23 protein-coding genes and 1 tRNA gene are annotated in these 25107 nt (G+C 68.0%); 12 read left to right on the top strand and 12 right to left on the bottom strand.

Annotation, left to right across the window (positions count from 1 at the left end):
* Nucleotides 1-12: 12 nt before the first annotated feature.
* Nucleotides 13-357: a type II toxin-antitoxin system HicB family antitoxin gene (locus tag ABNQ40_RS25855; protein WP_109048858.1), complete on the bottom strand. Its 345-nt coding sequence runs from the start codon at nucleotides 355-357 to the stop codon at nucleotides 13-15.
* Nucleotides 358-587: 230 nt separating this feature from the next.
* Between ABNQ40_RS25855 and ABNQ40_RS25860 the strand changes: the two genes are divergently transcribed.
* From ABNQ40_RS25860 to ABNQ40_RS25885, 6 genes are all read left to right on the top strand, one after another.
* Nucleotides 588-1037, top strand: coding sequence for a hypothetical protein (locus ABNQ40_RS25860; protein ID WP_109490825.1), 450 nt, complete (start codon nucleotides 588-590; stop codon nucleotides 1035-1037).
* Nucleotides 1038-1147: 110 nt separating this feature from the next.
* Nucleotides 1148-1384, top strand: coding sequence for a hypothetical protein (locus tag ABNQ40_RS25865; protein ID WP_247879676.1), 237 nt, complete (start codon nucleotides 1148-1150; stop codon nucleotides 1382-1384).
* A 167-nt stretch (nucleotides 1385-1551) separates the two neighbouring features.
* On the top strand, nucleotides 1552-2481 hold the full coding sequence (locus ABNQ40_RS25870) for a class I fructose-bisphosphate aldolase (RefSeq protein WP_098740259.1): 930 nt from the start codon (nucleotides 1552-1554) through the stop codon (nucleotides 2479-2481).
* A gap of 3 nt (nucleotides 2482-2484) precedes the next feature.
* Nucleotides 2485-3156 carry a thiamine phosphate synthase gene (gene thiE / locus ABNQ40_RS25875; protein WP_109048860.1) on the top strand — a complete coding sequence of 224 codons (672 nt, stop codon included), beginning with the start codon at nucleotides 2485-2487 and terminating at the stop codon, nucleotides 3154-3156.
* 145 nt (nucleotides 3157-3301) lie between these two features.
* The gene (locus tag ABNQ40_RS25880) at nucleotides 3302-4108 is read left to right on the top strand and encodes a TSUP family transporter (RefSeq protein WP_109048861.1); all 807 of its coding nucleotides are present in this window, start codon (nucleotides 3302-3304) and stop codon (nucleotides 4106-4108) included.
* A 277-nt stretch (nucleotides 4109-4385) separates the two neighbouring features.
* Nucleotides 4386-5705 carry an OmpP1/FadL family transporter gene (locus ABNQ40_RS25885; protein WP_247879677.1) on the top strand — a complete coding sequence of 440 codons (1320 nt, stop codon included), beginning with the start codon at nucleotides 4386-4388 and terminating at the stop codon, nucleotides 5703-5705.
* Between the two features lie 78 nt (nucleotides 5706-5783).
* On the opposite strand, the gene epmA is transcribed toward ABNQ40_RS25885, so the two are convergent.
* A complete protein-coding gene (gene epmA / locus ABNQ40_RS25890) occupies nucleotides 5784-6851 on the bottom strand; it encodes an EF-P lysine aminoacylase EpmA (RefSeq protein ID WP_109048863.1) in 1068 nt (355 codons plus the stop codon).
* A 356-nt stretch (nucleotides 6852-7207) separates the two neighbouring features.
* Between epmA and efp the strand changes: the two genes are divergently transcribed.
* The 6 genes from efp (at nucleotide 7208) to ABNQ40_RS25920 (ending at nucleotide 12595) form a co-directional block, all read left to right on the top strand.
* On the top strand, nucleotides 7208-7774 hold the full coding sequence (efp, locus tag ABNQ40_RS25895) for an elongation factor P (RefSeq protein WP_109048864.1): 567 nt from the start codon (nucleotides 7208-7210) through the stop codon (nucleotides 7772-7774).
* Nucleotides 7775-7875: 101 nt separating this feature from the next.
* On the top strand, nucleotides 7876-8673 hold the full coding sequence (locus ABNQ40_RS25900; protein WP_109048865.1) for an inositol monophosphatase family protein: 798 nt from the start codon (nucleotides 7876-7878) through the stop codon (nucleotides 8671-8673).
* A 116-nt stretch (nucleotides 8674-8789) separates the two neighbouring features.
* Complete coding sequence (locus ABNQ40_RS25905; RefSeq protein ID WP_109048866.1) at nucleotides 8790-9581, top strand: OmpA family protein; 792 nt, start codon at nucleotides 8790-8792, stop codon at nucleotides 9579-9581.
* A 51-nt stretch (nucleotides 9582-9632) separates the two neighbouring features.
* Nucleotides 9633-10826 carry a flagellar motor protein MotA gene (locus ABNQ40_RS25910; protein ID WP_109048867.1) on the top strand — a complete coding sequence of 398 codons (1194 nt, stop codon included), beginning with the start codon at nucleotides 9633-9635 and terminating at the stop codon, nucleotides 10824-10826.
* A 36-nt stretch (nucleotides 10827-10862) separates the two neighbouring features.
* On the top strand, nucleotides 10863-12257 hold the full coding sequence (locus tag ABNQ40_RS25915; RefSeq protein WP_109048868.1) for a peptidoglycan -binding protein: 1395 nt from the start codon (nucleotides 10863-10865) through the stop codon (nucleotides 12255-12257).
* A 68-nt stretch (nucleotides 12258-12325) separates the two neighbouring features.
* Nucleotides 12326-12595, top strand: a complete 270-nt coding sequence (locus ABNQ40_RS25920; RefSeq protein WP_199235626.1) for a hypothetical protein — start codon at nucleotides 12326-12328, stop codon at nucleotides 12593-12595.
* 50 nt (nucleotides 12596-12645) lie between these two features.
* Here ABNQ40_RS25920 and ABNQ40_RS25925 read toward each other — a convergent pair whose 3' ends face one another.
* The 10 genes from ABNQ40_RS25925 to ABNQ40_RS25970 form a co-directional block, all read right to left on the bottom strand.
* Entirely contained in the window at nucleotides 12646-13236 is a 591-nt protein-coding gene (locus ABNQ40_RS25925) for a GNAT family N-acetyltransferase (RefSeq protein WP_109048869.1), read from the bottom strand.
* Between the two features lie 238 nt (nucleotides 13237-13474).
* Nucleotides 13475-14734 (bottom strand): pitrilysin family protein, encoded by a 1260-nt coding sequence (locus ABNQ40_RS25930; RefSeq protein WP_109048870.1) that lies wholly within the window; start codon nucleotides 14732-14734, stop codon nucleotides 13475-13477.
* Nucleotides 14731-16152 carry a threonine synthase gene (gene thrC / locus ABNQ40_RS25935; protein ID WP_109048871.1) on the bottom strand — a complete coding sequence of 474 codons (1422 nt, stop codon included), beginning with the start codon at nucleotides 16150-16152 and terminating at the stop codon, nucleotides 14731-14733. Before thrC ends, ABNQ40_RS25930 begins: the two co-directional genes overlap by 4 nt.
* Nucleotides 16153-16337: 185 nt before the next feature.
* Nucleotides 16338-17363: a tRNA dihydrouridine(20/20a) synthase DusA gene (gene dusA / locus ABNQ40_RS25940; protein WP_109490827.1), complete on the bottom strand. Its 1026-nt coding sequence runs from the start codon at nucleotides 17361-17363 to the stop codon at nucleotides 16338-16340.
* Between the two features lie 143 nt (nucleotides 17364-17506).
* Nucleotides 17507-17582, bottom strand: a tRNA-Glu gene (locus ABNQ40_RS25945).
* A gap of 111 nt (nucleotides 17583-17693) precedes the next feature.
* Nucleotides 17694-19490: a single-stranded-DNA-specific exonuclease RecJ gene (recJ, locus tag ABNQ40_RS25950; protein ID WP_109050611.1), complete on the bottom strand. Its 1797-nt coding sequence runs from the start codon at nucleotides 19488-19490 to the stop codon at nucleotides 17694-17696.
* 102 nt (nucleotides 19491-19592) lie between these two features.
* Nucleotides 19593-21644 (bottom strand): molybdopterin oxidoreductase family protein, encoded by a 2052-nt coding sequence (locus tag ABNQ40_RS25955; protein ID WP_109050610.1) that lies wholly within the window; start codon nucleotides 21642-21644, stop codon nucleotides 19593-19595.
* 173 nt (nucleotides 21645-21817) lie between these two features.
* On the bottom strand, nucleotides 21818-23116 hold the full coding sequence (locus tag ABNQ40_RS25960; protein ID WP_109050609.1) for a TRAP transporter large permease: 1299 nt from the start codon (nucleotides 23114-23116) through the stop codon (nucleotides 21818-21820).
* The gene (locus tag ABNQ40_RS25965; protein WP_199235358.1) at nucleotides 23113-23682 is read right to left on the bottom strand and encodes a TRAP transporter small permease; all 570 of its coding nucleotides are present in this window, start codon (nucleotides 23680-23682) and stop codon (nucleotides 23113-23115) included. The genes ABNQ40_RS25960 and ABNQ40_RS25965 overlap by 4 nt, the downstream gene beginning before the upstream one ends.
* Nucleotides 23683-23979: 297 nt before the next feature.
* On the bottom strand, nucleotides 23980-25002 hold the full coding sequence (locus ABNQ40_RS25970; protein WP_109050607.1) for a TRAP transporter substrate-binding protein: 1023 nt from the start codon (nucleotides 25000-25002) through the stop codon (nucleotides 23980-23982).
* Between the last annotated feature and the right edge of the window lie 105 nt (nucleotides 25003-25107).

Raw genomic sequence — 25107 nt, forward strand, 5'->3', positions numbered from 1 at the left:
TTTTGCGAATTCTCACCCGGCCTTGACGTTGGTGACCCCGGCGGCACGGCCCAGGCACTCGGCGATCCAGGCGGACAGGCTCTTGCCCTCCCGCGCGGCGCAATCGGCGACGGCGCGGTGCAGGATCGGGTTGATGCGGATGGCGAGACGGCCGGAGAAGGGCTGTTCGCCGTCGCCGCCCATATCGCAGGACAGGTCGAGATAATCGTCCACCGCCCGCCGGAAAGACTCCCGCAGCTCGTCCACAGACCGGCCGGAAAAGGTGATGCCGTCGTGTGTGTTGATGACTTCGCCGACGAAGACGCCCGCTTCGTTGTCGAAGTCGATCTGGGCCTTGTAACCCTTGTATTCCATCATCGCGGCATTCCCGGGAGAGGTATTCCAATGAAACGGGTGCCGGCGCTCCGGCCCCCACCCTCTGTGACTGACCATACTCCGGGACGGCGACCGCAGGGTTTGACCTGCCTCAATTCTCTCAACCGGCCGGGAGACGGCTGCGGGACGACTGAGGACCGGCTGCGGAGTTTGAGCCGTCCGGCAGGCCCGGCTACAGTGGCCGCTTGGCCCTTCCCCCGTTGGCACGCACCATGACCGCATCGCTATCCGTCCCTCCGCTTCCGGCCCGGCCCATCCTGATCCGCAGCCTCGGCGACGCGCTGGCCGCGGCGCGCGCGGCCGAATCGGCCGGCGCGGCGCTGACCCTGATGGCGCCGCCGGCGGGGGGAGCGCTCTGGCTGCTCGGCGTGCTGGAGCGGGTGCGCAAGTCCCAGCCCGGACTGGCATCGACCGGCCTGCTCGACTGCGGCGACCGCGCCGGCGAGGCGCAGGGGGCGCTGGCGGCCGGCGTACCCGGCCTGCTGTTCACCGGGCATCCGCAGGCGGCGGACCGATTGACGGCAATCGCCGCGGCCCGTGGCGCCGTCCTGCTGACCCGATGCCCGCCGCTGCTCGACCTCGCCGCCGAAAGTCGGGGTAGCAACCGCGCCGAAAGGCTGGAGGCCCTATGCCGCGACTGGCTGGCGCGGGCCGAAGGATAGGGCCCGACTACCGCTTTTTCGCACAGCCTCTCCGCGCAAAGGTGGTGTAACGTCACCTTAGGATATTTTTGTGACACGCCGCCCTCCCTCCGATGCCGGATGACCCGCCCATGAGCATCACCTCCCTCACCACGCCGGATCAGACGATTGCGCAACCTCACCGTCCGGGGCAGGCTGCCGGCGGCCGGCACTCCGAACGGATGGGACACGGACCGGCACCCGGGCCGGAGAAGATGCGCGGCCTCAAGCTGGTCGCCGTCTGGGTCGGGCTGACCGTGGGGTCCTGGGCGGTGCTCGGCGGGGCCGGATACGGGCTCTACACGCTGGCAGGATCCCTTCTGCCCTAACCCCTTCGGACGGGTCCGGACCACCCGCAAGGGCCTTCCCCGACCGCAGGCCCTAGGCCGTTCAGGCGTGGCAAATGGCCGCTTTATGCCCCTCCCGCCGTTGCAAAGCGGCCCAATACGGGCTAAGACGGCGCCATTTCCAAGAATGCCCCAGGGGAAGAGCCACAATGAAGCTCACGCGCCGCGTCAAAGACATTCTCGCCAACTACGAGAGCGACAATCCCGGCACCAAGGCGAACCTCGCCCGCATCCTGATGGAAGGCAAGCTCGGCGGTACGGGCAAGCTGGTGATCCTGCCGGTCGACCAGGGCTTCGAGCACGGGCCCGCCCGCAGCTTCGGCCCGAACGATGCCGGCTATGACCCGCACTACCATTACCAGCTGGCCATCGACGCGGGCTGCAACGCCTACGCCGCCCCCCTGGGCTCGCTGGAAGCCGGCGCCGGCACCTTCGCCGGGTCGATCCCGCTGATCCTGAAGATGAACAGCGCCAACTCGCTGTCCACCCAGAAGGAAGCCGCCGACCAGGCCGTGACCGCCTCGGTCCAGGATGCGCTGCGCATCGGCGCGTCGGCCATCGGCTTCACCATCTATCCCGGCTCCGACTGCATGTACGACCAGTACGAGGAGTTCCGCGAGCTGTCGAAGGAGGCCAAGTCCTACGGCCTCGCCACCGTGCTGTGGTCCTACCCGCGCGGCGGCGCCGTCACCAAGGACGGCGAGCTGGCCATCGACGTGATCGGCTACGCCGCCCACATGGCCGCTCTGCTGGGCGCACACATCATCAAGGTCAAGCTGCCGTCGGCCACGCTGGAGCAGCCCGAAGCCAAGAAGATCTACGAGTCGAAGAACATCCCGATCGCCACCCAGGCGGAGCGGGTGAAGCACATCATGCAGTGCGCCTTCAACGGCCGCCGCATCGTGGTCTTCTCCGGCGGCGCCACCAAGGGCGAGGATGCGGTGTTCGAGGACGCCCGCGCCATCCGTGACGGCGGCGGCAACGGCTCGATCATCGGCCGCAACGCCTTCCAGCGCCCGCGCGAGGACGCCCTCAAGCTGCTCGACCGGATCATGAAGATCTACCAGGGCCGGGAGTAACACTTGGCCAAGGGAAAGCCGACGCAGGCGGAACCTGCCTGCCGACTGTACCTCGTGACGCCGCCGGCCCTGGAGCCGGCGGCGTTCGCGCCGATTCTGGCGGAAGCGCTGGATGCGGGCGATGTCGCCTGCGTGCAGCTTCGCCTGAAGGACTGCTCCGAGGACGACATCCGCCGCGCCTGCGACGTGCTGCGCCCCATCGCGCAGGAGCGTGACGTCGCCTTCATCCTGAACGACCATCCGCGCCTGGCGCGGGAAGCCGGCTGCGACGGCGTGCATGTCGGCCAGACCGACACGCCCTATCGCGACGCCCGCAAGATCATGGGCAACGACGCCATCGTCGGCGTCACCTGCCACGACAGCCGCCACCTCGCCATGATCGCCGGCGAGGAAGGGGCGGATTACGTCGCCTTCGGCGCCTTCTTCCCCACCGCCACCAAGACGGCCGAATACAAGGCCGAGCCGGATCTCTTGAGCTGGTGGTCGGAGCTGATGGAGGTTCCCTGTGTCGCCATCGGCGGCATCACAGCCGAGAATTGTGCACCGCTGGTCACCGCGGGCGCCGATTTCCTGGCCGTGGTCAACGCCGTCTGGGGCCATCCCCAGGGTCCTGGCGCCGGGGTCCGGGCGCTGAACGCCGCCATCGAGGCTGCCCTCGCCGGTCCGGCCGGCTGACATCGAGAGGCCAGCCGGGTGTGTGTGTACCGGCCATGCTGAAACACAGCATGCAGGCTCCGCCGAATCATAGTATGCCGGCTCCGCCGATTTACGGATAGGCCGGCTCCGCCGGCGGTGCATCTACGCGGGTTTCCACACAATCATGGATCTTCTGACGCCCGAGTCGCTGGGCATCCTGTTCGCCGTCGGCCTGCTGGCCGGCTTCGTCGATTCCATTGCCGGCGGCGGCGGCCTGCTGACCATTCCGGCCCTGCTGGCCGCCGGCCTGTCCCCGGCGGAGGCGCTGGCGACCGGCAAACTGCAATCCAGCTTCGGATCGCTGTCCGCCACCATCAAGTTCGTCCGCCGCGGCGAGGTCCATCCGGCGTCGATGCGGACGATGATCCTCTGCACCTTCGTCGGCGCCGGTGCCGGCGCCACGCTGGTGCAGATGCTGGATGCCAGCTTCCTGCGCGACGTCATCCCGATCCTGCTGATCGGCATTGCCCTCTATCTGCTGCTGTCGCCCAAGGCCGGCGACGTGGATGCCCACCAGCGCATCGGCGAGCATGCCTTCGCGCTCAGCATCGGCACCGGCATCGGCTTCTACGACGGCTTCTTCGGGCCGGGCACCGGCACCTTCTTCGCCATCGCCTTCGTCTCCCTGCTCGGCTACAACCTGCGCAAGGCGACCGCCCACACCAAGGTGCTGAACCTGACCAGCAATGTCGCGTCGCTGCTGTTCTTCATCGCCGGCGGCCATGTGCTGTGGACGGTCGGTCTGCTGATGGGTGTCGCGCAATATATCGGCGCCCAGGCCGGCGCCCATATGGTGATCCGCAACGGCGCCCGAGTCGTGCGCCCGATGCTGGTCGTCGCCTCCATCGTCATCACTGCCAAGCTGGTCTGGACCGACGAGCACAACATCCTGCGCGAGCTGTTCAGCGCCGCAGCCGCCTGGGTCGCTTGACAATCGCTTGACCATCGCCTGATGGGCGGCCTCCGCCGCCCTTTAAGTCTGCGTATCTCCGCCGATATTCGACCGTCTTGCGAACGCCGCCGTAGGGGTTAACCCCCATCCGGTGGCGTTCGCGCATGCGCGCCCGTCTTTTCCCCTTCCGATTTCCGTCAGGCTCCGCAAAGCTGTTCGCGTGGCCAACAAAAAGTGGTGGCGGCCCCTTTACGTAAGCGTCAGTTCGTGTATCATTGCGTCAATAACACAATTTGGGGAAGGAACGATGTCTCCGATGACGCTCAAGACACGCCTGATGACCGCCGCCGCCGCCGTTGCGGTCACCGCGGCGACCGCCTCCACGGCCTTCGCCGCCGGTTTTGCGTTGAAGGAGCAGAGCGTATCGGGCCAGGGCACCGCCTATGCCGGCGTGACCGCCGGCGGCAACGGCGACGCCAGCTCGATGTTCTACAATCCGGCCACCATGGGGCTGGTGACCGGGATCGAGGCGGTGCAGACCGCCACCGGCGTCATCGTGAAGTCGAAGGTCGACAGCGCCAGCGCCAACCGCGCCCGGCGGCTGGGCGGCACCTCGATCGGCGGCAACGCCTCGCCCGGCGACATCGCCCAGGACGCGCTGGTTCCCGCCGGCTACTTCGTCTATTCGATCGATGACGATCTGAAGGTCGGCATCTCGGCCAACGGCCCGTGGGGTCTGGTCACCGATTACGGCGACAGCTGGATCGGCCGCTATCACGGCATCCGTTCCGACCTGCGCACCTACAATTTCGCACCGTCGGTGTCCTACCGCATCAACCCGATGATCACGCTGGGCGGCGGCGTCCAGATCCAGTACGCGAAGGCCAAGCTGTCGCAGTCGTCCGACTTCGGCGCCAGCCGCCTCGGCCGTCCCGGTTCGCTCGACGTGAAGAGCGACGTGACCGGCGACGACTGGGGCTGGGGCTTCACGCTCGGCGCCCTGATCGAGCCGGTGAAGGGCACCCGCGTCGGCCTCGCCTACCGCTCGGCGGTGAAGCACACGCTGACCGGCAGCATCTCCTTCACCGGCCTGCCGGCGCCGCTTGCCGGTGCCCTGCCCGCCCAGAGCGCCAGCGCCGACCTGACCACGCCGGACATCGCCTCCATCGGCCTGTACCACGAGGTCAACGACCGCTGGGCGGTGATGGCCGACGTGCAGTGGACCAACTGGTCGCGCTTCCGCGAACTGCGCGTGAACATCGCCAATCCGGCGCTCAACTCCGTGACGGAAGAACACTGGAAGGACACCTGGTATTACGCGCTCGGCACCTCCTACAAGGTGACCGACAAGCTGACGCTGCGCGCCGGCGTCGCCTTCGACCAGGGTTCGGTCGACGTCGAATACCGCACGCCGCGCATTCCGGAGCAGAACCGCTACTGGCTGTCGGCCGGCGCCGGCTATCAGGTCACCGACAATCTGCGCGTCGATGCCGCCTATTCGCACGTCTTCATTCCGAAGACCTCGGTCGCCCTCACCGACGACCTGACCGGCCCCGAAGCCGGCCGCGGCAACCTGAATGCGGACTACAAGAGCAGCATCGACCTGATCGGCCTGCAGGCGAAGTTCACGTTCTAAGCGGCCCCGACTTCCCGTTCGCTCTTCCCGCTCGCTCGCAAAGCCCCTCTCCTGTCACCGGAGAGGGGCTTTGTCATTTCACACTCCCGCGACCGGCAGCCACAGCACCTGCTCGATGCTCTCGGCGCCGCTGCACAGCATCGCCAGCCGGTCGAAGCCCATGGCGATCCCGCTGCTCTGCGGCATGCCATGCTCCAGCGCCGCCAGGAAATCCTCGTCCACCGGGAAGCGCTCGCCATAGAGCCGTTCCTTCAGCGCCATGTCCGCCTCGAAGCGGGCGCGCTGCACCGCCGGATCGGTCAATTCCCCGAAGGCGTTCGCCAGTTCCAGCCCGCAGGCATACAGCTCGAAGCGCTCCGCCAGCCGCGGGTCCTCCGGCTTCGGCCGCGACAGCGCCGCCATGCACAGCGGATAGTCGGTCAGCACGCAGGGCACGCCCTCGCCCAGATGCGGCTCGATCCGGTCGAACATGATGCGGAAAACGATGTCCTCCCAGCGGTCGCCCTCATGCGGGGCGATGCCGATGCGCGCCGCCGCCTCCGCCAGGGCGGCCGGGTCGGGATCGTGGCTGCCGTCATAGGTCGCCATCAGGTCGATGCCGGCATACTCGTGAAACGCCTCGGGCACGGTCAGAACACGCCACGGCGCGAAGGGATCGCAGGTCATGCCGCGGAAGTCGAAGCTCCGCCGCCCGCCGGCCTCGGCCCCGGCGCACAGCAGTTCCCGGCAATCGTCGATCAGCGTGCGATAGCCCTCGCCTGCGCGATACCATTCCAGCATCGAAAATTCCGGCGCGTGCGTCCCCGACCGCTCGCCGTTGCGGTAGACATGCGCCAGCTGCCACAGGCGCGGCAGGCCTGCGACCAGCAGCTTCTTCATGGCGAATTCCGGGCTGGTGTGCAGGTAGAGCGGCCGGCTGTCGTCGGGGTGCGGTCCCCGCAGTTCGGTGGCGAAGGCCTGGAGATGCGGCTCCATCCCGGGCGACACCTGAAGGGCCGGCGTGTCGACCTCGATGAAGGCCAGCTCCTCGAACACGCGGCGGACGGCGTTCAGCACCCGGCCGCGCGCCGCCAGATAGGGCCGGCGGCGGGCCAGCGCCTCGGGATGCCAGGGGGGAAGTTCGGCGGATCGGAGGGAGGCGGACATGTCGGCGCGCTCTTGATGGACAGTCGAAAGGGGTGCGGCCGCATCAGAGCATCCACGGCCGGCGCACTCAAGCCGGCTTGGGATTGGTCACAGCCGCTGCCTGTGATAAACTCCACCCATCGTCGCCGGGCCGCAGGGTCGGGACGGATGGAACACTGAACAGGGTCGGCGAAAGCGTTTCAAACGTTCCAAACGTCCCATTCCTGGAACCGTTCTAAACCCGGCCGGCCGGTTTGGCGAAGAATCGCCCATCAACCGGCCGGATTGCGCGCCGTTATCGTTCCGCGCCGTTGCCTACCGGCGGTCAAGCTGGTAGGGTCCGCGCCGCCCATATTTCCGGAAGTCATGAGTAAGCCATGAAGGTCAATGCCAACACGATGCGCCCCGGCCATGTGCTGGAGCACAACGGTAAGCTCTGGGTCATCACCAAAACCGCCATCGTGCAGCCTGGCAAGGGCGGCGCCTTCATCCAGCTGGAAATGAAGGACGTTCGCACCGGCAACAAGTCGATCGAGCGGTTCCGCACCCAGGAGACCGTTGAGCGCGCTCGCCTGGACGAGCATGAGATGACCTTCCTCTTCGCCGAAGGTGACAGCTTCACCTTCATGGACAAGGAAAGCTTCGAGCAGGTCGCCATCCCGCGCGACATCATCGGCGAACCGGCCGTCTTCCTCCAGGACGGCATGGAAGTCACCGTGCAGAGCCACGAAGGCTCGCCGCTGGGTGTCGAGATCCCCGGCAAGGTCACGCTGCTGATCACCGAGTCCGACCCGGTGGTGAAGGGCCAGACGGCCTCTTCGTCCTACAAGCCGGCCAAGCTGGAGAACGGCGTGTCGATCCTGGTTCCGCCGCACATCGAGGCCGGGACCCGCGTCGTCGTCGATACCGCCAGCGGCGAATACGTCGAGCGCGCCAAGGACTGATCCTTTCCAAGGTCCGTCCTGCCATCACCGGTCTTCGCCGTGCGCGGAGGCCGGTGTATTGTTTTCTGGTTCCTGCTGCACGAAACGGTACACCAACACCCATGGCCACCCGCTCCGCTCTCATCAACGTCATGGTCCGCGCCGCCGAAAAGGCCGCGCGCGGTCTCGTCCGCGACTTCGGCGAGGTCGAACACCTCCAGGTGTCGCGCAAGGGGCCCGCGGACTTCGTGTCCGCCGCCGACCTGAAGGCCGAACGCACCCTGCGCGAAGAATTGCAGAAGGCGCGGCCCGAATTCGGCTTCCTGATGGAGGAGAGCGGCGCGTCCAAGGGCAGCGATGCCGAGGCGCGCTGGATCGTCGATCCGCTCGACGGCACCACCAACTTCCTGCACGGCCTGCCGCACTGGGCGATCTCCATCGGCGCCGAGCGCAACGGCGAGATCGTCGCCGGCGTGATCTACGCCCCCATCGGCGACCAGCTGTTCTGGGCCGAGAAGGGCGTCGGCGCATACGTCAACCACACCCGCCTGCGCGTGTCCGAACGCCGCCGGCTGGAGGATTGCGTGATCGCCACCGGCATCCCGTTCAAGGGCCGCGGCGACCACGCCACCTTCCTGAAGGAACAGGAAGCGGTGATGAAGGAGGTCGCTGGCATCCGCCGCTTCGGCGCCGCCTCGCTCGACCTCGCCTACACCGCCGCCGGCCGATTCGACGCCTATTGGGAACGCGGTCTGGCTCCCTGGGACTGTGCGGCCGGCGTGCTGATGGTCACCGAGGCCGGCGGTTTCGTCGGCGAGATCGAGGGCGGCCGCAACCCGGTCTTCACCGGCAACGTGCTTGCCGCCAACAGCCACCTCCAGGTCCCGGTTGCCCGCCTGCTGAAGGGCGCCAAGGGCTGACCTCCGGGCCCGTTCGTCCGCCGCCTTCCCGAACGGAGACGGCGGATGAGCGGTTGTGGCTGGAGCGATCGATAGGCTATGGTTTGCGGGACAAAGGTTTAACGGGACACATCGTTTTGCGCCGCTGGGGACACGCCGACCGCAAGCACCTTGCCGCCGCCGCTCTGTGCGCGGTCTGGACGCTCTCTCCGGCTGCCCTGTCGGCGGCCGCCCCGGCCACCGCCCCGGCCACCAATGCCGCCGCGACGCCTGCCGGCCTGACGCTGGAGAATGCGGTTCCCCTGTCGGTTCCGCCGCGCCCCAGCCTGCGCACGCCGCCGCCGGTCAAGGCGCCGCCGCGCCTCACCCTGCCGCAGCCGCTCGAAGCTCCGCCCCCGCCGGCATTGACCGAAGGTCCGGCCCAGCCGACTCCGCGGGCCACCACCGCCAAGACCCAGCCTCCGACCGCGGCTCCCGCCCAGCCGCAGCAGCCCGCTACGCAGGGGACGCCCGCCGCTCCGACGCCCGCCACTCCGGTTCCGATCACGCCGCGGACCGACACGGCGGCACTACCCCCTCCTCCGGAGGCGGCACCTCCTGCGGCTAGCCTGCCACCTTCGAGCGTTTTGAGCCTTGTGTTCCCGGCCGATGCCACCAATCTGCCGGATGCGGCAGACGCCGTGGTCGACCGGATCGTCGAACGGTTGCGCGCCAGCGGCACCGCAAGGCTCCAGCTTCGCTCCTACGCCAGCGGCACGCCGGATACGGCGCGCGAGGCGCGGCAGCGGGCGCTGGCCCGGGCGCTGGCATTGCGCGAGCGGCTGACCGCTTTCGGGATCCGCAGCACCCGCGTCGACGTCCGTGCGCTGGGCCTGGACGAGGGCGGCGGGGTTGCCGACCGCATCGACGCCGTCTTTCTGAACGAGTAGCAGCGCCCACACCGTGCGCGAGGTCTGATCGGAACACCCCTTCGGAGCATCATGACCGCCATAATCCCGACGACCCGACCGCAGGAGGTATCCGCCCTCATGACACGCCCGGAGCGGTTCCTGACCCGGATGATCCTGTTCCTGGTCGTGGTCTGCGCGGTGACCGGCCTGCTGTTCCCCGCCTTGCGCTCGGCCTTCCTCAACAACGCCCCGCTGAACGGCGTCATCCTGGCGACCTTGCTGGCCGGCATCGCCTTCATCTTCCGGCAGGTCCTGATGCTCCGCCCCGAAGTGGCGTGGCTGGAGCAGTACCAGAGCGGCGTCGCCCCGGCCTCCCTGCAGGAGCCGGTGCTGCTGGCGCCGATGGCGCGCATGCTGGGCGAGCGGCGCGGCCGGCTGACCCTGTCGGCCCTGTCGATGCGCTCGATGCTGGACGGCATCGCCTCCCGCCTCGACGAATCGCGGGAACTGTCGCGCTATCTGATCGGCCTGCTGATCTTCCTCGGCCTGCTCGGCACCTTCTGGGGCCTGCTGCACACCGTGCAGTCGGTGGGCGGCGTCATCGGCAGCCTGTCGGTGCAAGGCGGCGACGTCGGCAGTATGTTCTCCCGGCTGCAACAGGGGCTGGAAGCGCCGCTGGTCGGCATGGGCACCGCCTTCTCCTCCTCGCTGTTCGGTCTGGCCGGATCTCTGGTGCTGGGCTTCCTCGAACTCCAGGCCAGCCAGGCCCACAACCGTTTCTTCCAGGATCTGGAGGATTGGCTCTCCAGCGCCACCCGCCTGTCGAGCGGGGCCGCCGGCGGGCTCGAGTCGGGCGACCATGCCGCATCGGCCTATCTGACCGCCCTGCTGGAGCAGACCGCCGAGAATCTCGACTCGCTCCAGCGCACCGTCGCCACCGCCGAAGAGGGCCGGCGCGCCGCCAACGCCAATCTGATGGCGCTGACCGAGCGTCTGTCGAGCCTGACCGACCATATGCGGGCCGAACAGCAGCTTCTCCTGCGCCTTGGCGAGAATCAGCTGGAGGTGAAGGGGCTGCTCGACCGGCTGGCGGAGAATTCCGGCGCCGGTTTCGACGACGCCTCGCGCCAGCATCTGCGCAACATGGACATCTACCTCGCCCGCATCGTCGAGGAATCCTCCAACGGCCGGATCCAGGCGGTGCAGGAGATCCGCAGCGAGATCAAGCTGCTGGCCCGCACCATCGCCGCGCTTGCCGAAGAAGCCGACCAGCAGCCGCGCTGATACCCAGACCACCATAGGCCAACGCCGGGAGTTCCCATGGCCAGCATCAGCCGCCGCAACGGCCACCGCGACGCCAGCGCATGGCCCGGCTGGGTCGACGCCCTGTCGTCGCTGGTGATGGTCGTCATCTTCCTGCTGATGGTCTTCGTCGTGGCGCAGTTCTACCTCGCCACCGCCCTGACCGGCCGCGACGAGCAGCTGACCGCCCTCAACCACAAGATCGCGGAGATGAACGATCTGCTGGCGATGGAGCGGGACGCCAACGCCGATCTGCGCGTCAACATCACCCAGCTGTCGACCGAGTTGCAGACCTCGGTCACCACCCGCGACGACATGACCCTGAAGCTGAGCCAGGTTCAGGAGGACCGCGACCGCACCGCCCGCACGCTGGAGGAACTTCAGCGCAACGTCCGCGTCGACCGCGAGACTCTGGACCTCAAGCTGAAGGAGATCCTCAGCCTCCAGGCCGACATCAAGGCGCTGCGCGATGCCCGGCAGAAGCTGGAAGGCGAACTGGCCGCCGCCATGGCCGCGACCAAGCTGACCGAACAGCAGCGCCAAGCTCTGCTGGCCGAGCTCGGCACCACCCGCGACCGGGCCAAGGCCCTGGAATCGGAGCTGGCATCGGCCACCGAAAAGACGATGCTGGCGCAGAAGGAGATCGACCAGCGCGACATCCGCCTGAAGGGGCTGGAGTCGCAACTGGCCGGCAGCCGCACCCAGGCCCAGAAGGATCTGGAGCAGCGTGACCTGCGCATCCGCGATCTGATGGCCTCTCTGACCGGCGAGCAGGCGGAAGGCACCAAGAGCAAGCAGCAGATCGACCTGTTGAACCAGCAGCTGCTGGCACTCCGCGACCAGCTCGCCCGCATCGGTGCGGCGCTGGAGACGTCGGAGAAGGCGTCGGCAGAGCAGAAGGTGCAGATCGCCGAGCTGGGCGCCCGGCTCAATCAGGCGCTCGCCGCCAAGGTCCAGGACCTCGCCCGCTACAAGTCGGAGTTCTTCGGCCGCGTCCGCGAGGCGCTGGGCAGCCGGCCGGACGTGCGGATCGTCGGCGACCGCTTCGTCTTCCAGTCGGAACTGCTGTTCCCGTCCGGGTCCGCCACGCTGGAGGAGGCCGGCAAGCAGCGCTTGGCCGACCTCGCCCGCACCCTGATCGAGATCGGCAAAGCGATTCCCTCCGACATCAACTGGGTCCTGCGGGTGGACGGCCACACCGACATCAAGCCGGTGCGCTTCCAGTTCGCCTCCAACTGGGAACTCTCTTCGGCCCGTGCGCTGTCGGTGGTCAAATTCCTGATCGACCAGGGCATCCCGGCAGAGCGGCTGGCTGCCGCCGCCTTCGGCGAGTTCCAGCCCATCGACCCCGGCACCTCGGACGAGGCGCTGGCGAAGAACCGCCGCATCGAGATCAAGCTGGACCAGCGCTGAGCGGAACCCAGCCGCGCGGCTGGCTGTTTTCCTTCCATCGATGCTCGTGTCGACATGAGGAACCAGCCATGATGAAGACCGTCTTTGCCGCCTTGTCGGTCGCGGTGCTGGCCGGCGGCATCGCCGCCCTGCCCCACCCGGCCGAGGCGAAGGGATGCGTGAAGGGTGCGGTCGTCGGCGGCGTCGCCGGTCATATGGTCGGATCTGGCCACGGGGTGGCCGGCGCCGCACTCGGTTGCGCGGTCGGCCATCACGAAGCCAAGAAGAAGGATGAGGCGGCCAAGAAGCAGGCCGAGCAGCAGCAGGACCAGCACGGCAACAACCAGCCGTCGAAGTGAGCGCTGCCGAGCGGGATGGCCAAGCGGGATGGAGCGGCTACGGGCCCAGTCTAGGCCTGCCACTCCTCCCGCAGGATGGCGTAGAGGACATGGTCGCGCCATGCGCCGTCGATGCGCAGGTAACCGCGGGCATAGCCTTCGTAGGAAAACCCGACCTTTTCCAGAAGGCCGCGGCTCGGCAGGTTGGTCGGCAGGCAGGCGGCCTCGACCCGGTGCAGGCCGAGCTGGCCGAAGGCGAATTCCAGGGCCAGCCGGGTGCCGCCGGAGACATAGCCGTTGCGGGCGTAGGGCTGCCCGGCCCAATAGCCGAGCGTCCCCATCTGCGCCACACCGCGTCGGATGTTGGTGAGGCCGAGCCCGCCGACCAGCGCGTCGGTCCCCCGGTCGAAGATCAGGAAGCTGTAGCCGAGGTCGTCCCGCCATTCCTGCGCCTGCCGCCGCAGCCGCCGGGCGAAGGCGGTGCGCGTCAGGGCATCGGCCGGCCATGTGGGCTCCCACGGCGTCAGGAATCCGCGTGAGGTCGCACGAAGATCTGCCCATTCCCGCCAGTCGCGGGGCAGCGGCGGCCGGATGTAGCAATGCGGCCCGTCGAGCCGGATCGCAGGAGGGCCGATGAGGCCGCTGCCGAGGAGGCGGATCATGAGCGCGGCGCCCTCCCCACCTTTCCATTCCCTCTCCCCCCCGGGGAGAGGGTTAGGGCGAGGGGGATTCGCAACCCGAACGATCCACGCAGTGCATCCCCCTCACCCCTACCCTCTCCCCGCTTTCGGCGGACCGGAGGTCCGCCTGCCGCGTCAGCGCAAACTCCGTTTGCGCGTGAGCGGGGGGGAGAGGGGGAAAACTGCGGGGGGAGAGGAGTGGCCGCCACCGTCTTCATCGTCAGGCGAGACGCTCCGCGATGCGGTCGTAGCTTTCCAGCTTGGCGATGGGGCCGAGGGCGGCCACGGTCGGACGGCTGGCACGCAGGCGGGACGCCGCCTTGACCACGGACTCGCGGTCGACGCCGTCGATCTTCGCCACGATCTCTTCCACCGGAACCGGGCGGTCGTAGATCAGGATCTGCTGACCCAGCTGCTCGCAACGCGACATGGTGCTTTCCAACGCCATCAGCGTCCCGGCCTTCAACTGGGCGCGGGCACGGGCAACCTCGTCCTCGGTGACGTCGGCGCCGACCTTGGCGATCTCGTCGCAGACGACCGGGACCAGCTCCGCCACCTCGTCCTCGCCGGTGCCGGCATAGACGCCGAACAAGCCGCCGTCATGGTAGCCGCCGGTGAAGGTGTAGATGGAATAGACCAGCCCGCGCTTCTCCCGCACCTCCTGGAACAGGCGGGACGACATGCCGCCGCCGAGCAGGGTGGAGAGCACCGAGTGAGCGTAGAAGTCCGGATCGTGCACCCCCACCCCGTCGAAGCCGAGCACCAGGTGCATCTGCTCCAGATCGCGGTCCTCGCGGAAATCGCCGCCGGTGTAGCGGGCGGTTTCCGGCTTGGGCGGAGCGCCGCTCGGCAGGTCGCCAAACGCCTTGAACGCAAGGTCGACCATCCGGTCATGCTCGATCCGGCCGGCGGCGCTCAGCACCATGCCGGGGGCGCCGTAATGGCCGGCGATGTAGTCGACCAGCGCCTCGCGCGGCAGGGATCCTACGATCTCCGCCGAGCCCAGCACCGGACGGCCGATGGCCTGACCCGGATAGGCGGTGGACTGGAAATGGTCGAAGATGATGTCGTCGGGCGTGTCGGCGCTCTGGCCGATCTCCTGCAACACCACCGTGCGCTCGCGCACCAGCTCCTCGGCGTCCAGCGTGGAGTGCTGGATCATGTCGGACAGGATGTCGAGCGCCAGCGGCGCATCCTCGTGCAGGACCTTGGCGTAATAGGCGGTCTGCTCGCGGGTGGTGTAGGCGTTCAGCTGGCCGCCGACATTCTCGATCTCCTCGGAGATGCGGAAGGCCGAACGGCGCCGGGTGCCCTTGAACAGCATATGCTCGACGAGGTGGGCGACGCCGTTGACGCTCGCCGCCTCGTTGCGGGTACCAACCCCGACCCAGCAGCCGAGCGAAACGGACTGCACGTCGGGCATGGTGTCGGTCGCGACGCGAAGCCCGTTGGGCAACGTCGTCACACGAATGGAACTCATGCGGCCTCCTGGGCGGCGCGGGCGCGCTTGGTGACGAAGTCCTGGACCGCCGCCAGATCGTTCGGCAGGTCGGACAGGCGCTCCTCGCGCACATAAAGATCGGACAGGCGCGGCGGCAGGTCCGGCCGGCGGCCGGTCGCCTTTTCCACCGCGTCGGGGAACTTGGCGGGATGGGCAGTGGCGAGAACCACCATGGGAACGGTCGGATCGACCCGGCCGGCGGCAACCGCCGCCTTGGCCGCCCCGATGCCGACCGCCGTGTGCGGATCGAGCAGATAGAGGCTGTCCTTCCAAACATCGGCGATGGTCGCCATGGTGGCGGCCTCGTCCACCCGGTGGCCGGAGAAGATGGCCAGCGCGCGGGCGAGCTGCGCGTCGGTCACCGCGAACCTGCCCTCGGTGCGGAAGCGGTTCAGCGCCTCCGTCACCGCGGTGCCGTCGCGGTCGAGCAGGTCGAACAGCAGCCGTTCGAAGTTGGAAGAGATCTGGATGTCCATGCTGGGAGACAAGGTAGGCACGACGGGCGCCGCGACCATGCTCCCACTGGCGAAAAAGCGCGCCAGGATGTCGTTGCTGTTGGATCCCACCACCAGCGTCTCCATCGGCAGCCCCATGGAGCGGGCGCCGTAGGCGGCATAGACGTTGCCGAAATTGCCGGTCGGCACGGTGAAGGCGAGCTTGCGGTCCGGGGCGCCCAGCGCCACCGCGGCGGTGAAGTAATAGACGATCTGGGCCATGATGCGGGCCCAGTTGATCGAGTTCACCGCCGACAGCCCCATCCGGTCGCGGAAGGCGCCGTCGTTGAACATCGCCTTCACGAGGTCCTGGCAATCGTCGAAGGTGCCGTCCAGCGCGATGTTGTGGACGTTGGACGACAGCACGCTGGTCATCTGCCGGCGCTGCACCTCGGACGTGCGGCCCTTGGGGTGCAGGATGAAGATGTCGACGTTCTGGCGGTCGCGGCAGGCCTCGATGGCGGCCGAGCCGGTGTCGCCGGAGGTGGCGCCGACGATGGTCACCCGCTGCCCGCGCTTGGCCAGCACATGGTCGAACAGGCGGCCGAGCAGTTGCAGCGCCACGTCCTTGAAGGCGAGCGTGGGCCCGTGGAACAGCTCCAGCACCCAGGTGGTCGGATCGACCTGCACCAGCGGGGTCACCGCGGCATGGTCGAAGCTGGCATAGGCGTCACGGACGATGGCGCGGAACTCGTCCTCGGCGATTGAGCCCCCCAGGAAGGGCAGCATCACCCGGACGGCGATCTCGCTGTAGGGCAGTCCGCGCATGGCGCGGATGTCGTCGGCCGTGAACTGCGGCCAGGTCTCCGGCACATAGAGGCCGCCGTCGCGCGCCAACCCGGCCAAAAGGACGTCTTCGAAACCCAAGACCGGGGCCGCGCCCCGCGTGCTGACGTACCGCACCGCTTACACTCCGTCCGATGAAGTGGGCATAGTTAGCGAGGACCCCGCCCGCACGCAAGCGGTGCGGGACGCACGGCGCATATTCCATCCGGTTGGGGCGGCTCCACGGCCTTGGGTGGAACGCTTGAAACATCATGAAACGGTTTTTCGGGGTGTGTTCACTGTTCAATCCGGGCCGGAGCCACTCACGCGGCCTCCTCCACCGCCTCACCCGTGCCGCGGCCACGCACCAGGGAAGCGGCGCGTTCCAGCACCTCCGGGCCGGCGCCGGGGCGGTGGGCGTTCTCGGCGATGTGGCGACGGTAGGCACGGGCGCCGGGCAGCCCCTGGAACAGGCCCAGCATGTGGCGGGTGATGGAGGACAGCGGCGTGCCGCGCGTCATCCGCGCCTCGATGTAGGGCAACATCGCCTCGATCACCGCATGGCGGTCGGGGCCGGGCTGCCCGCCCATCAGGCGGCGGTCGGCATCGGCCAGCAGATAGGGCGTCTCGTAGGCGGCGCGGCCGATCATCACGCTGTCGAGCGTGCCGAGATGCTCCTCAGCCTCGTCCAACGTCCTGATGCCGCCGTTGATGGCGATGGTCAGCTGCGGGTACTCCGCCTTCAGCCGGTGGACGAGGTCGTAGCGCAGCGGCGGGATGTCCCGATTCTCCTTGGGGCTGAGGCCCTTCAGCCAGGCCTTGCGGGCATGGACGATGAAATGGGTGCAGCCGGCGGCGGAGACGGTGCGGATGAAATGGTCGAGCGTCGGCCATTCCTCCATCTCGTCGATGGCGATGCGCGACTTGACGGTGACGGGGATCGACACGGCGTCGCGCATGGCGCCGACCAGCCGGGCCACCAGATCGGGCTCCGCCATCAGGCAGGCGCCGAAGCGGCCGGACTGCACGCGGTCGCTCGGGCAGCCGACGTTCAGGTTGACCTCGTCATAGCCCCATTCCTCGGCGATGCGGGCGCAGGCCGCAAGGTCCGCCGGGTCCGAACCGCCGAGCTGGAGCGCCACCGGATGTTCCGCCGCATCGAAGCCCAGCAGCCGCTCGCGGTCGCCATGCAGCACGGCGCCCGTGGTCACCATCTCGGTATAGAGCAGGGTCGAGCGCGACAGCAGACGGTGGAAGTACCGGCAATGCCGGTCGGTCCAGTCCATCATCGGCGCGACGCTGAGGGGGATGGCGGGGGTGCCAGGGGTGACGAAGTTCGGAGCGGTCATCGCGGTCAGCTCTGCTGCGGCCGGAAAAATCAGGATGGGCGAAACGGGATCGGCGGGCAACCGCCGGGCACAAATTCCGCCAAAAGCAAAAGGCCCGGCTATAAAGCCGGGCCTTCTAAGCTTGTCGCGCACCTTGGAGAAGATGGCGTCCCCGACGGGAGTCGAACCCGTGTCGCCGCCGTGAAAGGGCGGTGTCCTAGGCCTCTAGACGACGGGGACGTCGTTCGCGGTGACGCGCTTTCTAAAGATCGGAGCCGCTGAGCGCAAGCGCTTTTTCGCATCCCCCGATACTTTTTTGCGTCCTGCCCGCCCCTACGCCTTGCTGGACGCTCAGGCCGAGCGCGCCGGTGCCGCGTCGTCGATCAGCAACTGAACTCCCTCCGAACCGTTCCAGCGGTCGATGCGCAGCACGCCCGCGAGGTGGAACGGCGTGCCGCGGCCGGTCAGCAGGGCCTGGCCCATGTCGCTGTCGAGCGCGCGGAAGGCGATGGCTTTCAGCCGGGCACCGTCGTTGCCTTGCAGGATGCAGCGGACATGGTTGGCGCCCACCACGTCGGCGCGCACGACGCGGGCGTCGGCGATGGCGAAGCGCGGCTCGGCGTTGCCGGTGCCGTAGGGGCCGAGCTTGTCGAGCGTCGTCACCAGACCGACGCTGGCACCACCGACCGACAGGGCGCCGTCCAGTTCCAGCGTCGGCACCAGCGGGGCGGATGCCACCTGTTCGGAGATGCGGCTGTGCAGGAAGTCGCGCAGCGCATCGATTTTGTCACCGGCCACGGTGAAGCCCGCCGCCATGCGGTGGCCGCCGCCGGCCAGCAGCAGACCCTCCTGCCGGGCGGCGATCACCGCCGCACCGAGGTCGACGCCGCGCACCGAACGGCCGGACGCCTTGCCGATGACGGTGCCGTCGGCGGTTTCCTCCAGGGCCACCACACAGGCCGGGCGGCTGTAGCGCTCCTTCAGCCGGGCAGCGACGATGCCGATGACGCCGGGGTGCCAGCCGACGCCGGTGACAAAGACCAGATCGGTCGTGCGCCCGGCCTCCGCGGCGACACGCTCCAGCGCCTCGTCGAGGACCGCCTGCTCGATGGTGCGGCGTTCGGCGTTGTGGCCCTCCAGCCGCTGGGCCAGTTCCATCGCCTCGATGGGATCGTCGGTGGAGAGCAGGCGGGCGCCGAGGTCGGATGCCCCCACCCGGCCACCGGCATTCACACGCGGACCGAGGACGTAGCCGGCATGGTAGGCGTCCGGCTTCTCCTTCACCCCCGCCACGTCGGACAGGGCGGCGAGGCCGGGGTTGGCGCGCCGCGCCATCACCTTCAGCCCCTGCGCCACCAGCGCGCGGTTCAGCCCGGTCAGGGGCACCACGTCGCACACCGTGCCGAGCGCCACGATGTCGAGCCATTCCATCAGGTTGGGCTCGGCCCGCTCGCGGTAGAAGCCGGCTGTCCGCAGCACGCGGTTGATGGCGACGATGGTGATGAAGGTGACGCCGGCGGCGCAGAGCGTGCGGTAGGCGCCGTCCTCGTCCAGCCGGTTGGGGTTGACCAAGGCGACGGCGGGAGGCAGGCGCGGTTCGGCGGCGTGGTGGTCGAGCACGACGACATCCAGCCCGGCTTCGGCCGCCGCCTCCAGCGCCGCGAAGGCGGAAATGCCGCAATCGACCGTCACCACCAGCCGCACCCCCTCCCCTTTCAGGCGAAGCAGCGCCGGAGCGTTGGGGCCGTAGCCCTCGGTGATGCGGTCGGGGACATAGACGCGGATGTCGGCGCCGAGCGAGCGGAAGAAGCGGCGCAGCAGCGCGGCGGAGGTGGCGCCGTCGACGTCGTAGTCGCCGAAGACGGCCACCGGCTCGCCGTCGCGGATGGCCCGCGCGATGCGCTCGGCCGCCGGGTCCATGTCGCGGAAGCGCGACGGATCGGGCAGCAGTGCCTTCAGCGTCGGATTGAGGAAGGTTTCGCAGCTGTCCTCGGTGACGCCGCGGGCGGCCAGTACCCGGCCGACGATCTCCGGCAGCCCGCGCCCCTGGGTAAGGGCCTGCGCCTGCCGCTCGTCGCAGGGCCGCGCCTGCCAGCGCTTGCCGGACAGGGAGTTGGCGACGTTGAGGAAGGCGGCGGGCTCGGTCATGGCGGTGCTGCACGGTCTCTCTGGGATGGGGGCACAGCCATAGCAGAGATGGGCGCGCGGCGCACGGGTGGGTATGGGCAGGGGTGGGATGAGTACGGGGGCTTACGCCGCCCGCATCCACACCGCGGTGTCGTGGAAGGCCGCACCGCCGGCCGGCGGCACCGGTTCCGGCGAAGTCAGGCTGTTGATGCCCATGCCCTCGACGAAGGCGCTGTTGGGCCAGATGCCCTCGACGATCACCACGCCGCGCGGCACACCGGCGAAGGACTTCGCATGGACCACCACGCTGCCCTGCGGGTTGCCCAGCCGCACCGCGTCGCCGTCGGCCAGAGCCAGCCCGGCGGCATCGTCCGGGTGGATCAGCGCGGTGGGACGGCCTTCGCGCTTCTGGGCGGTCAGCGTCTCGGTGAAGGAGGTGTTGAGGAACTGGCGCGCAGGGGCGGTGACGAGGCGGAAGGGATGCTCCGCATCGGCGTCGCGGGCGGGAGGCATGTGGTCGGGCAGCTCCGGCATGCCGCCATAGGGGCCGAGCGCCGTCCAGTCGGGGGCGAAGCGGAACTTGGCGTCGGGATGCGCAAAGCCGTTGAGGAAATGCGAGGTCTCGAAATCCGGCTGGGCGTCGATCCAGCGGTCGGCGGTCAGGGTCGCCGCGTCGCCGAGGTCGGACGCCTTCAGCATGGCGTCGATGATCTCCAGCGCGGTCATGCCGAATCCCGGATGCTCGGCGCCGACGCGGCGGGCGAGTTCGCTGATGACCCAATGGTTCTCGCGCGCCTCGAACTGCGGCTCGATCACCTTGCGGCCGATCAGGATGTGCATCTGGCCGCCGCCGCGGTAGATGTCGTCATGCTCCAGGAAGGTGGTGGCGGGAATCACCAGATCGGCCAGCTTCGCCGTGTCGGTCATGAACTGCTCATGCACCGCCACGAACAGATCCTCGCGCAGGAAGCCCTGGCGGACGCGGTTGGAGTCCGGGCAGATCGTCACCGGGTTGGTGTTCTGGATCAGCATCGCCGTCACCGGCGGGCCGCTGGTCAGGTCGCGCGGGTCGCCGGTCAGCACCGCGCCGATGCGCGACTGGTCGAAGCTGCGCACCGACTTGTCGAGGCGGTCCAGCCCCTCCGACAGGGTCTTGTCCAGCTTGTAGATGCCGGACGAGCAGTAGAGCGCGCCGCCGCCCTTGTGCTGCCAAGCGCCGGTGACCACCGGCAGGCAGGAGACGGCATGGACCTGCGCCGCCCCGTTGTGGGCGCGCGACAGGCCGTAGCCGACGCGCAGGTAGGACCGCTTGGTCGTGCCGTAGAGGCGGGCGAACTCTTCGATCTCAGCCACGGTCAGGCCGGTGATGGATGCTGCCCATTCCGGGTTGCGGGTGGCGAGATGCGCCTCCAGCGCCGCGGTGTCGCCGGCCAGCCGGGCCAGATAGGCGCGGTCGGCATGGCCGTCGCGGAACAGCACATGCATCACCGCGCAGGCTAGCGCCCCGTCGGTGCCCGGCCGCAGCATCAGGTGCAGGTCGGAGACCTCGGCCGTGCCGGTGCGGTAGGGGTCGATGGTGACCAGCTTGGCGCCGCGGCCCTTCCGGGCGCGGCTGACATGGGTCATCACGTTGACCTGGGTCGCCACCGGGTTGCCGCCCCAGTTGACGATCAGGTCGCTTTCCGCCATCTCGCGCGGGTCGGCACCGCGGATGTCGCCATAGCCGGCGAGCCAGCCCATGTTGGCCGGCGTGTCGCACACCGTGCTGGTCTGCCGCGAATAGCCCTTGGCGTGGCGCAGGCGCTGGATACCGCCGCGCTGCACCAGACCCATGGTCCCGGCGTAGAAATAGGGCCAGACGGCTTCCGCGCCGTAAGTGCGCTCGGCGGTCAGGAAGGCGTCGGCGATGCGGTCCAGCGCCTCGTTCCAGCCGATCTCCGTCCACTGGCCGGAGCCCTTGGGACCGGTGCGCAGCAGCGGGGTCTTCAGCCGGTCCGGCGAATGCACGCGCTCGGCATAGCGGCTGACCTTCGCGCAGATGACGCCCGCGGTGTAGCTGTTCTCGGCAGCCCCCCGCACCTTGCCGATACGGTCGGGGGCGAGGCGTTCCACCTCCAGCGCGCAGGTGCTGGGGCAGTCGTGCGGACAGGCGGTGGGCAGGAACTGGGCCGACAAGGCTAACCTCTGGTCTGGCTGGCGGCGGGGATGCCAGAAGTTTAGGCCCGGCCCCGCGCCGGCTTCAATGCGCAACAATGTATGGGTACAAAAAAGCGGGGCCGCGAAGTCCCTTGTCCGGACTTCGCGGCCCCTGCCGATTCAGCGAGAAAATCCCCTGACGACTTGCGGCTTTACATGAAGCCGAGCAGGCGCGGGAACCACAGCGTGATCGCCGGGACGTAGGTGACGAGGCCGAGGAAGATCAGCATCGTCAGCAGCCACGGCCACACCGCCACCGTCAGCTCGGTGATGCCCATCTTGGTGATGCCCGAGGCGACGTAGAGGTTCAGGCCCACCGGCGGATGGCACATGCCGACTTCCATGTTCACGATGATCAGGATGCCGAAATGCACCGGGTCGATGCCCAGCTTCATGGCGACCGGGAACAGGATCGGCGCCATGATCAGGACGATGGACGACGGTTCCATGAAGTTGCCGGCGGCCAGCAGGATGATGTTCACCACCAGCAGGAAGACCCACACGCCCATGTTCTGGTCGAGGATCCAGGCCGCCATGTTCTGCGGGATCTGCTCCGACGTCATCAGGAAGGAGAAGAGCACCGCGTTGGTGATGATGTAGAGCAGCATCGCCGACATGCTGGCGCTGTCCAGCAGCACCTTCGGCACGCGGCGGAGCGGCATGTCCTTGTAGATGAAGACCGCGACGAAGAAGGCATAGACCGCGGCCATCGCCGCCGCCTCGGTCGGGGTGAAGATGCCGCTGTAGATGCCGCCCATCACGACGATGATCAGCAGCAGGCCCCAGAAGCTTTCGCGCAGGGCATGCATGCGCTGGGCAAAGCTGGCCTTGGGCAGGCGCGGGTAGCCGAACTTGCGGGCGCGGAACCAGGTGGTGAAGCCGAGGAAGCAGGCCAGCAGGATGCCCGGCACCACGCCGGCGATGAACATCTGGCCGATGGAGGCGGCCTGCGGGTGGCCGGTGGTGGCGACGCAGTACATCACCATCACGATGGACGGCGGGATCAGGATGCCGAGCGCGCCCGAGGTGGTGATGATGCCGGCGCCGAAATTCTTCGGGAAGCCCTGCGCCACCATGGCCGGCAGGATGATCGAGCCGATGGCGACCACGGTGGCCGGGCTGGAGCCCGACACCGCCGCGAACAGCGCGCAGGCCATCACGCCGGCAAGGCCGAGGCCGCCGTGCCAATGGCCGACCATCGAGGTGGCGAAGTTGATCATGCGGCGCGCGACGCCGCCATGGGTCAGGAAGTTGCCGGCCAGGATGAAGAACGGGATCGCCATGATCTCGAACTTCTCGATGCCGGTGAACAGCTTCAGCGCCACGGCGTCGATCGGCACATCGGTCATGAAGAACAGGAAGGACAGAACCGTCAGGCCGAGCGAGATGGAGATCGGCATGCCGGTGAGCATGAGGGCCAGCAGCAGCCCGAAGATGATGGCGGCGTTCATGCCGGGCCTCCTTCCTTGGCGGCTTCGACCGGGTCGATGCCGTCGACCTGGGCATGGTCGTGGTGGGGCAGTTCACCGGTGCGGATGAAGGTCCAGGCGACCTGGAGGAAGCGGAAGCACATCAGGTAGGAGCCGAGCGGCACCGCCAGATAGATGATCCACATCGGCCATTCCAGATCGGCCGACACCTGCTCGGTCTCCGACATGTGGTAGACGAAGCGGGCGCCGAGCGACCCGACGATGCCGGTGAACAGCGCGCCGGCACCCAGCCCGAACAGCACGAACTTGGCACGCAGGTGCGGTTCCATCCGGTTGATGATGACGTCGACGCCCACATGGATGCCGGTGCGCACGCCATAGGCGGCGCCGAACTTGGCCATCCACACGAACATGTAGATGCACAGCTCCTGCGCCCAGGCAAGGTTCCAGTGCAGCACATAGTCCTGGATGTAGGGAACGCCGGAGAAATAGCGGTGGACGACGGACGCGAAGATGACGAGCGTCGCCCCGGCCATGAGCGACGCGATCAGCGTCTCCTCAAGCCGGTCGAGAATTTTCATAAGCATGTCGGGGGGATCTCCCGGTCGGCGGAGATGGTTTGGCGTTTGTTAAGTCGTCCCGCTCCCTGCTAGGGAGCCAGGGATCGACACTTCCGTCAGCGGTGAATTGCCCTCTCTCCCCCGGGGAGAGGGAGGGGACCCGCCGCGCAGCGGTGGGGAGGGTGAGGGGGCCGGCGCGCTCTGCGCGCCGCCAAGGGGCATGCTGCCCCTTGGCAATCCCCTGGCACAGGCTTGCGCCTGTGCTGCCCCCTCACCCTGACCCTCTCCCCGGAGGAGAGAGGGAAATCCGCCTGACGGCTCAAATCACATCTTGAAGCCGGCCGCGGCCGATTCCTTGTAGATCGCTTCGATCAGGTCCTTGCCGACGCGGGCTTCGGCGTCCTTGTGGACCGGCTTCAGGGCCTTGACCCAGGCTTCGCGCTCTTCCTTGGTCTGGGTGTGGAACTCGGTCCTGCCGGAGGCCTTCATCTGGGCCAGCGCCACGTCGTTCTCGTTCTGGGCGATGTCGTTGGCGTAGTCGGTCGCCTCCTTCATCGCCTCTTCCAGTTTGCCGCGGACGTCGGCGGGCAGGCCTTCCCAGAACTTCTTGTTCACGATGACCGCATAGCCGAGATAGCCGTGGTCGGTCAGGGTGGCGTTCTTCTGAACCTCGTGCATCTTCTGGGTGAACATGTTGGACGGCGGGTTCTCCGTGCCGTCGACGACGCCGGTCTGCAGCGCCTGGTACACTTCGGAGAAGGCCATCACCTGCGGCAGGGCGCCCAGCGCCCGCATCTGGGCGTCCAGAACCTTGGACGACTGGATGCGCATCTTCAGGCCCTTCACGTCCTCCGGCTTGATGAGCGGCTTGTTGGCGCTCATGATCTTGAAGCCGTTGTCCCAGTAGGCCAGCCCGATGATGCCCTTGGACTCCAGCTTCTGGAACAGCTTCTTGCCGATCTCGCCCTTGGTGACGCGCTGGAGAACTTCCTTGCTCGGGAAGATGTAAGGCAGATCGAAGACCTCGAATTCCTTGGCGCCCAGCGGGCCGAACTTGGCCAGCGACGGGGCCAGCATCTGCACGGCACCCAGCTGCAGCGCCTCAAGCTCTTCCTTGTCCTTGTAGAGCTGGCTGTTGGGATAGACCTCGATCTTCACCTTGCCGGCGGTCAGCTTCTCGGCCAGTTCCTTGAACTTCTCGGCACCCTTGCCCTTCGGCGTCTCCGGCGCGACGACGTGGCTGAACTTGATCACGATCTGGTCCTGGGCCCAGGCCGTCGAAATCGCCATCGGCGCCGACATCATGCAGCCGACCGCCGCCGCGCACAGGAGCTTCACGAGTTTCATAGGTGCGTCCCCCTCTGGTATTCATTGTAGACGAGACTGACTGTTCGGCCCCGTACTTGTTGCGCATTGTTCATGATCGGACGAATTGCGGCTATTGTGGATATC

Source organism: Azospirillum sp. A23 (assembly GCF_042938965.1).
In the GTDB taxonomy this organism is placed as follows: Bacteria; Pseudomonadota; Alphaproteobacteria; order Azospirillales; family Azospirillaceae; genus Azospirillum; species Azospirillum melinis.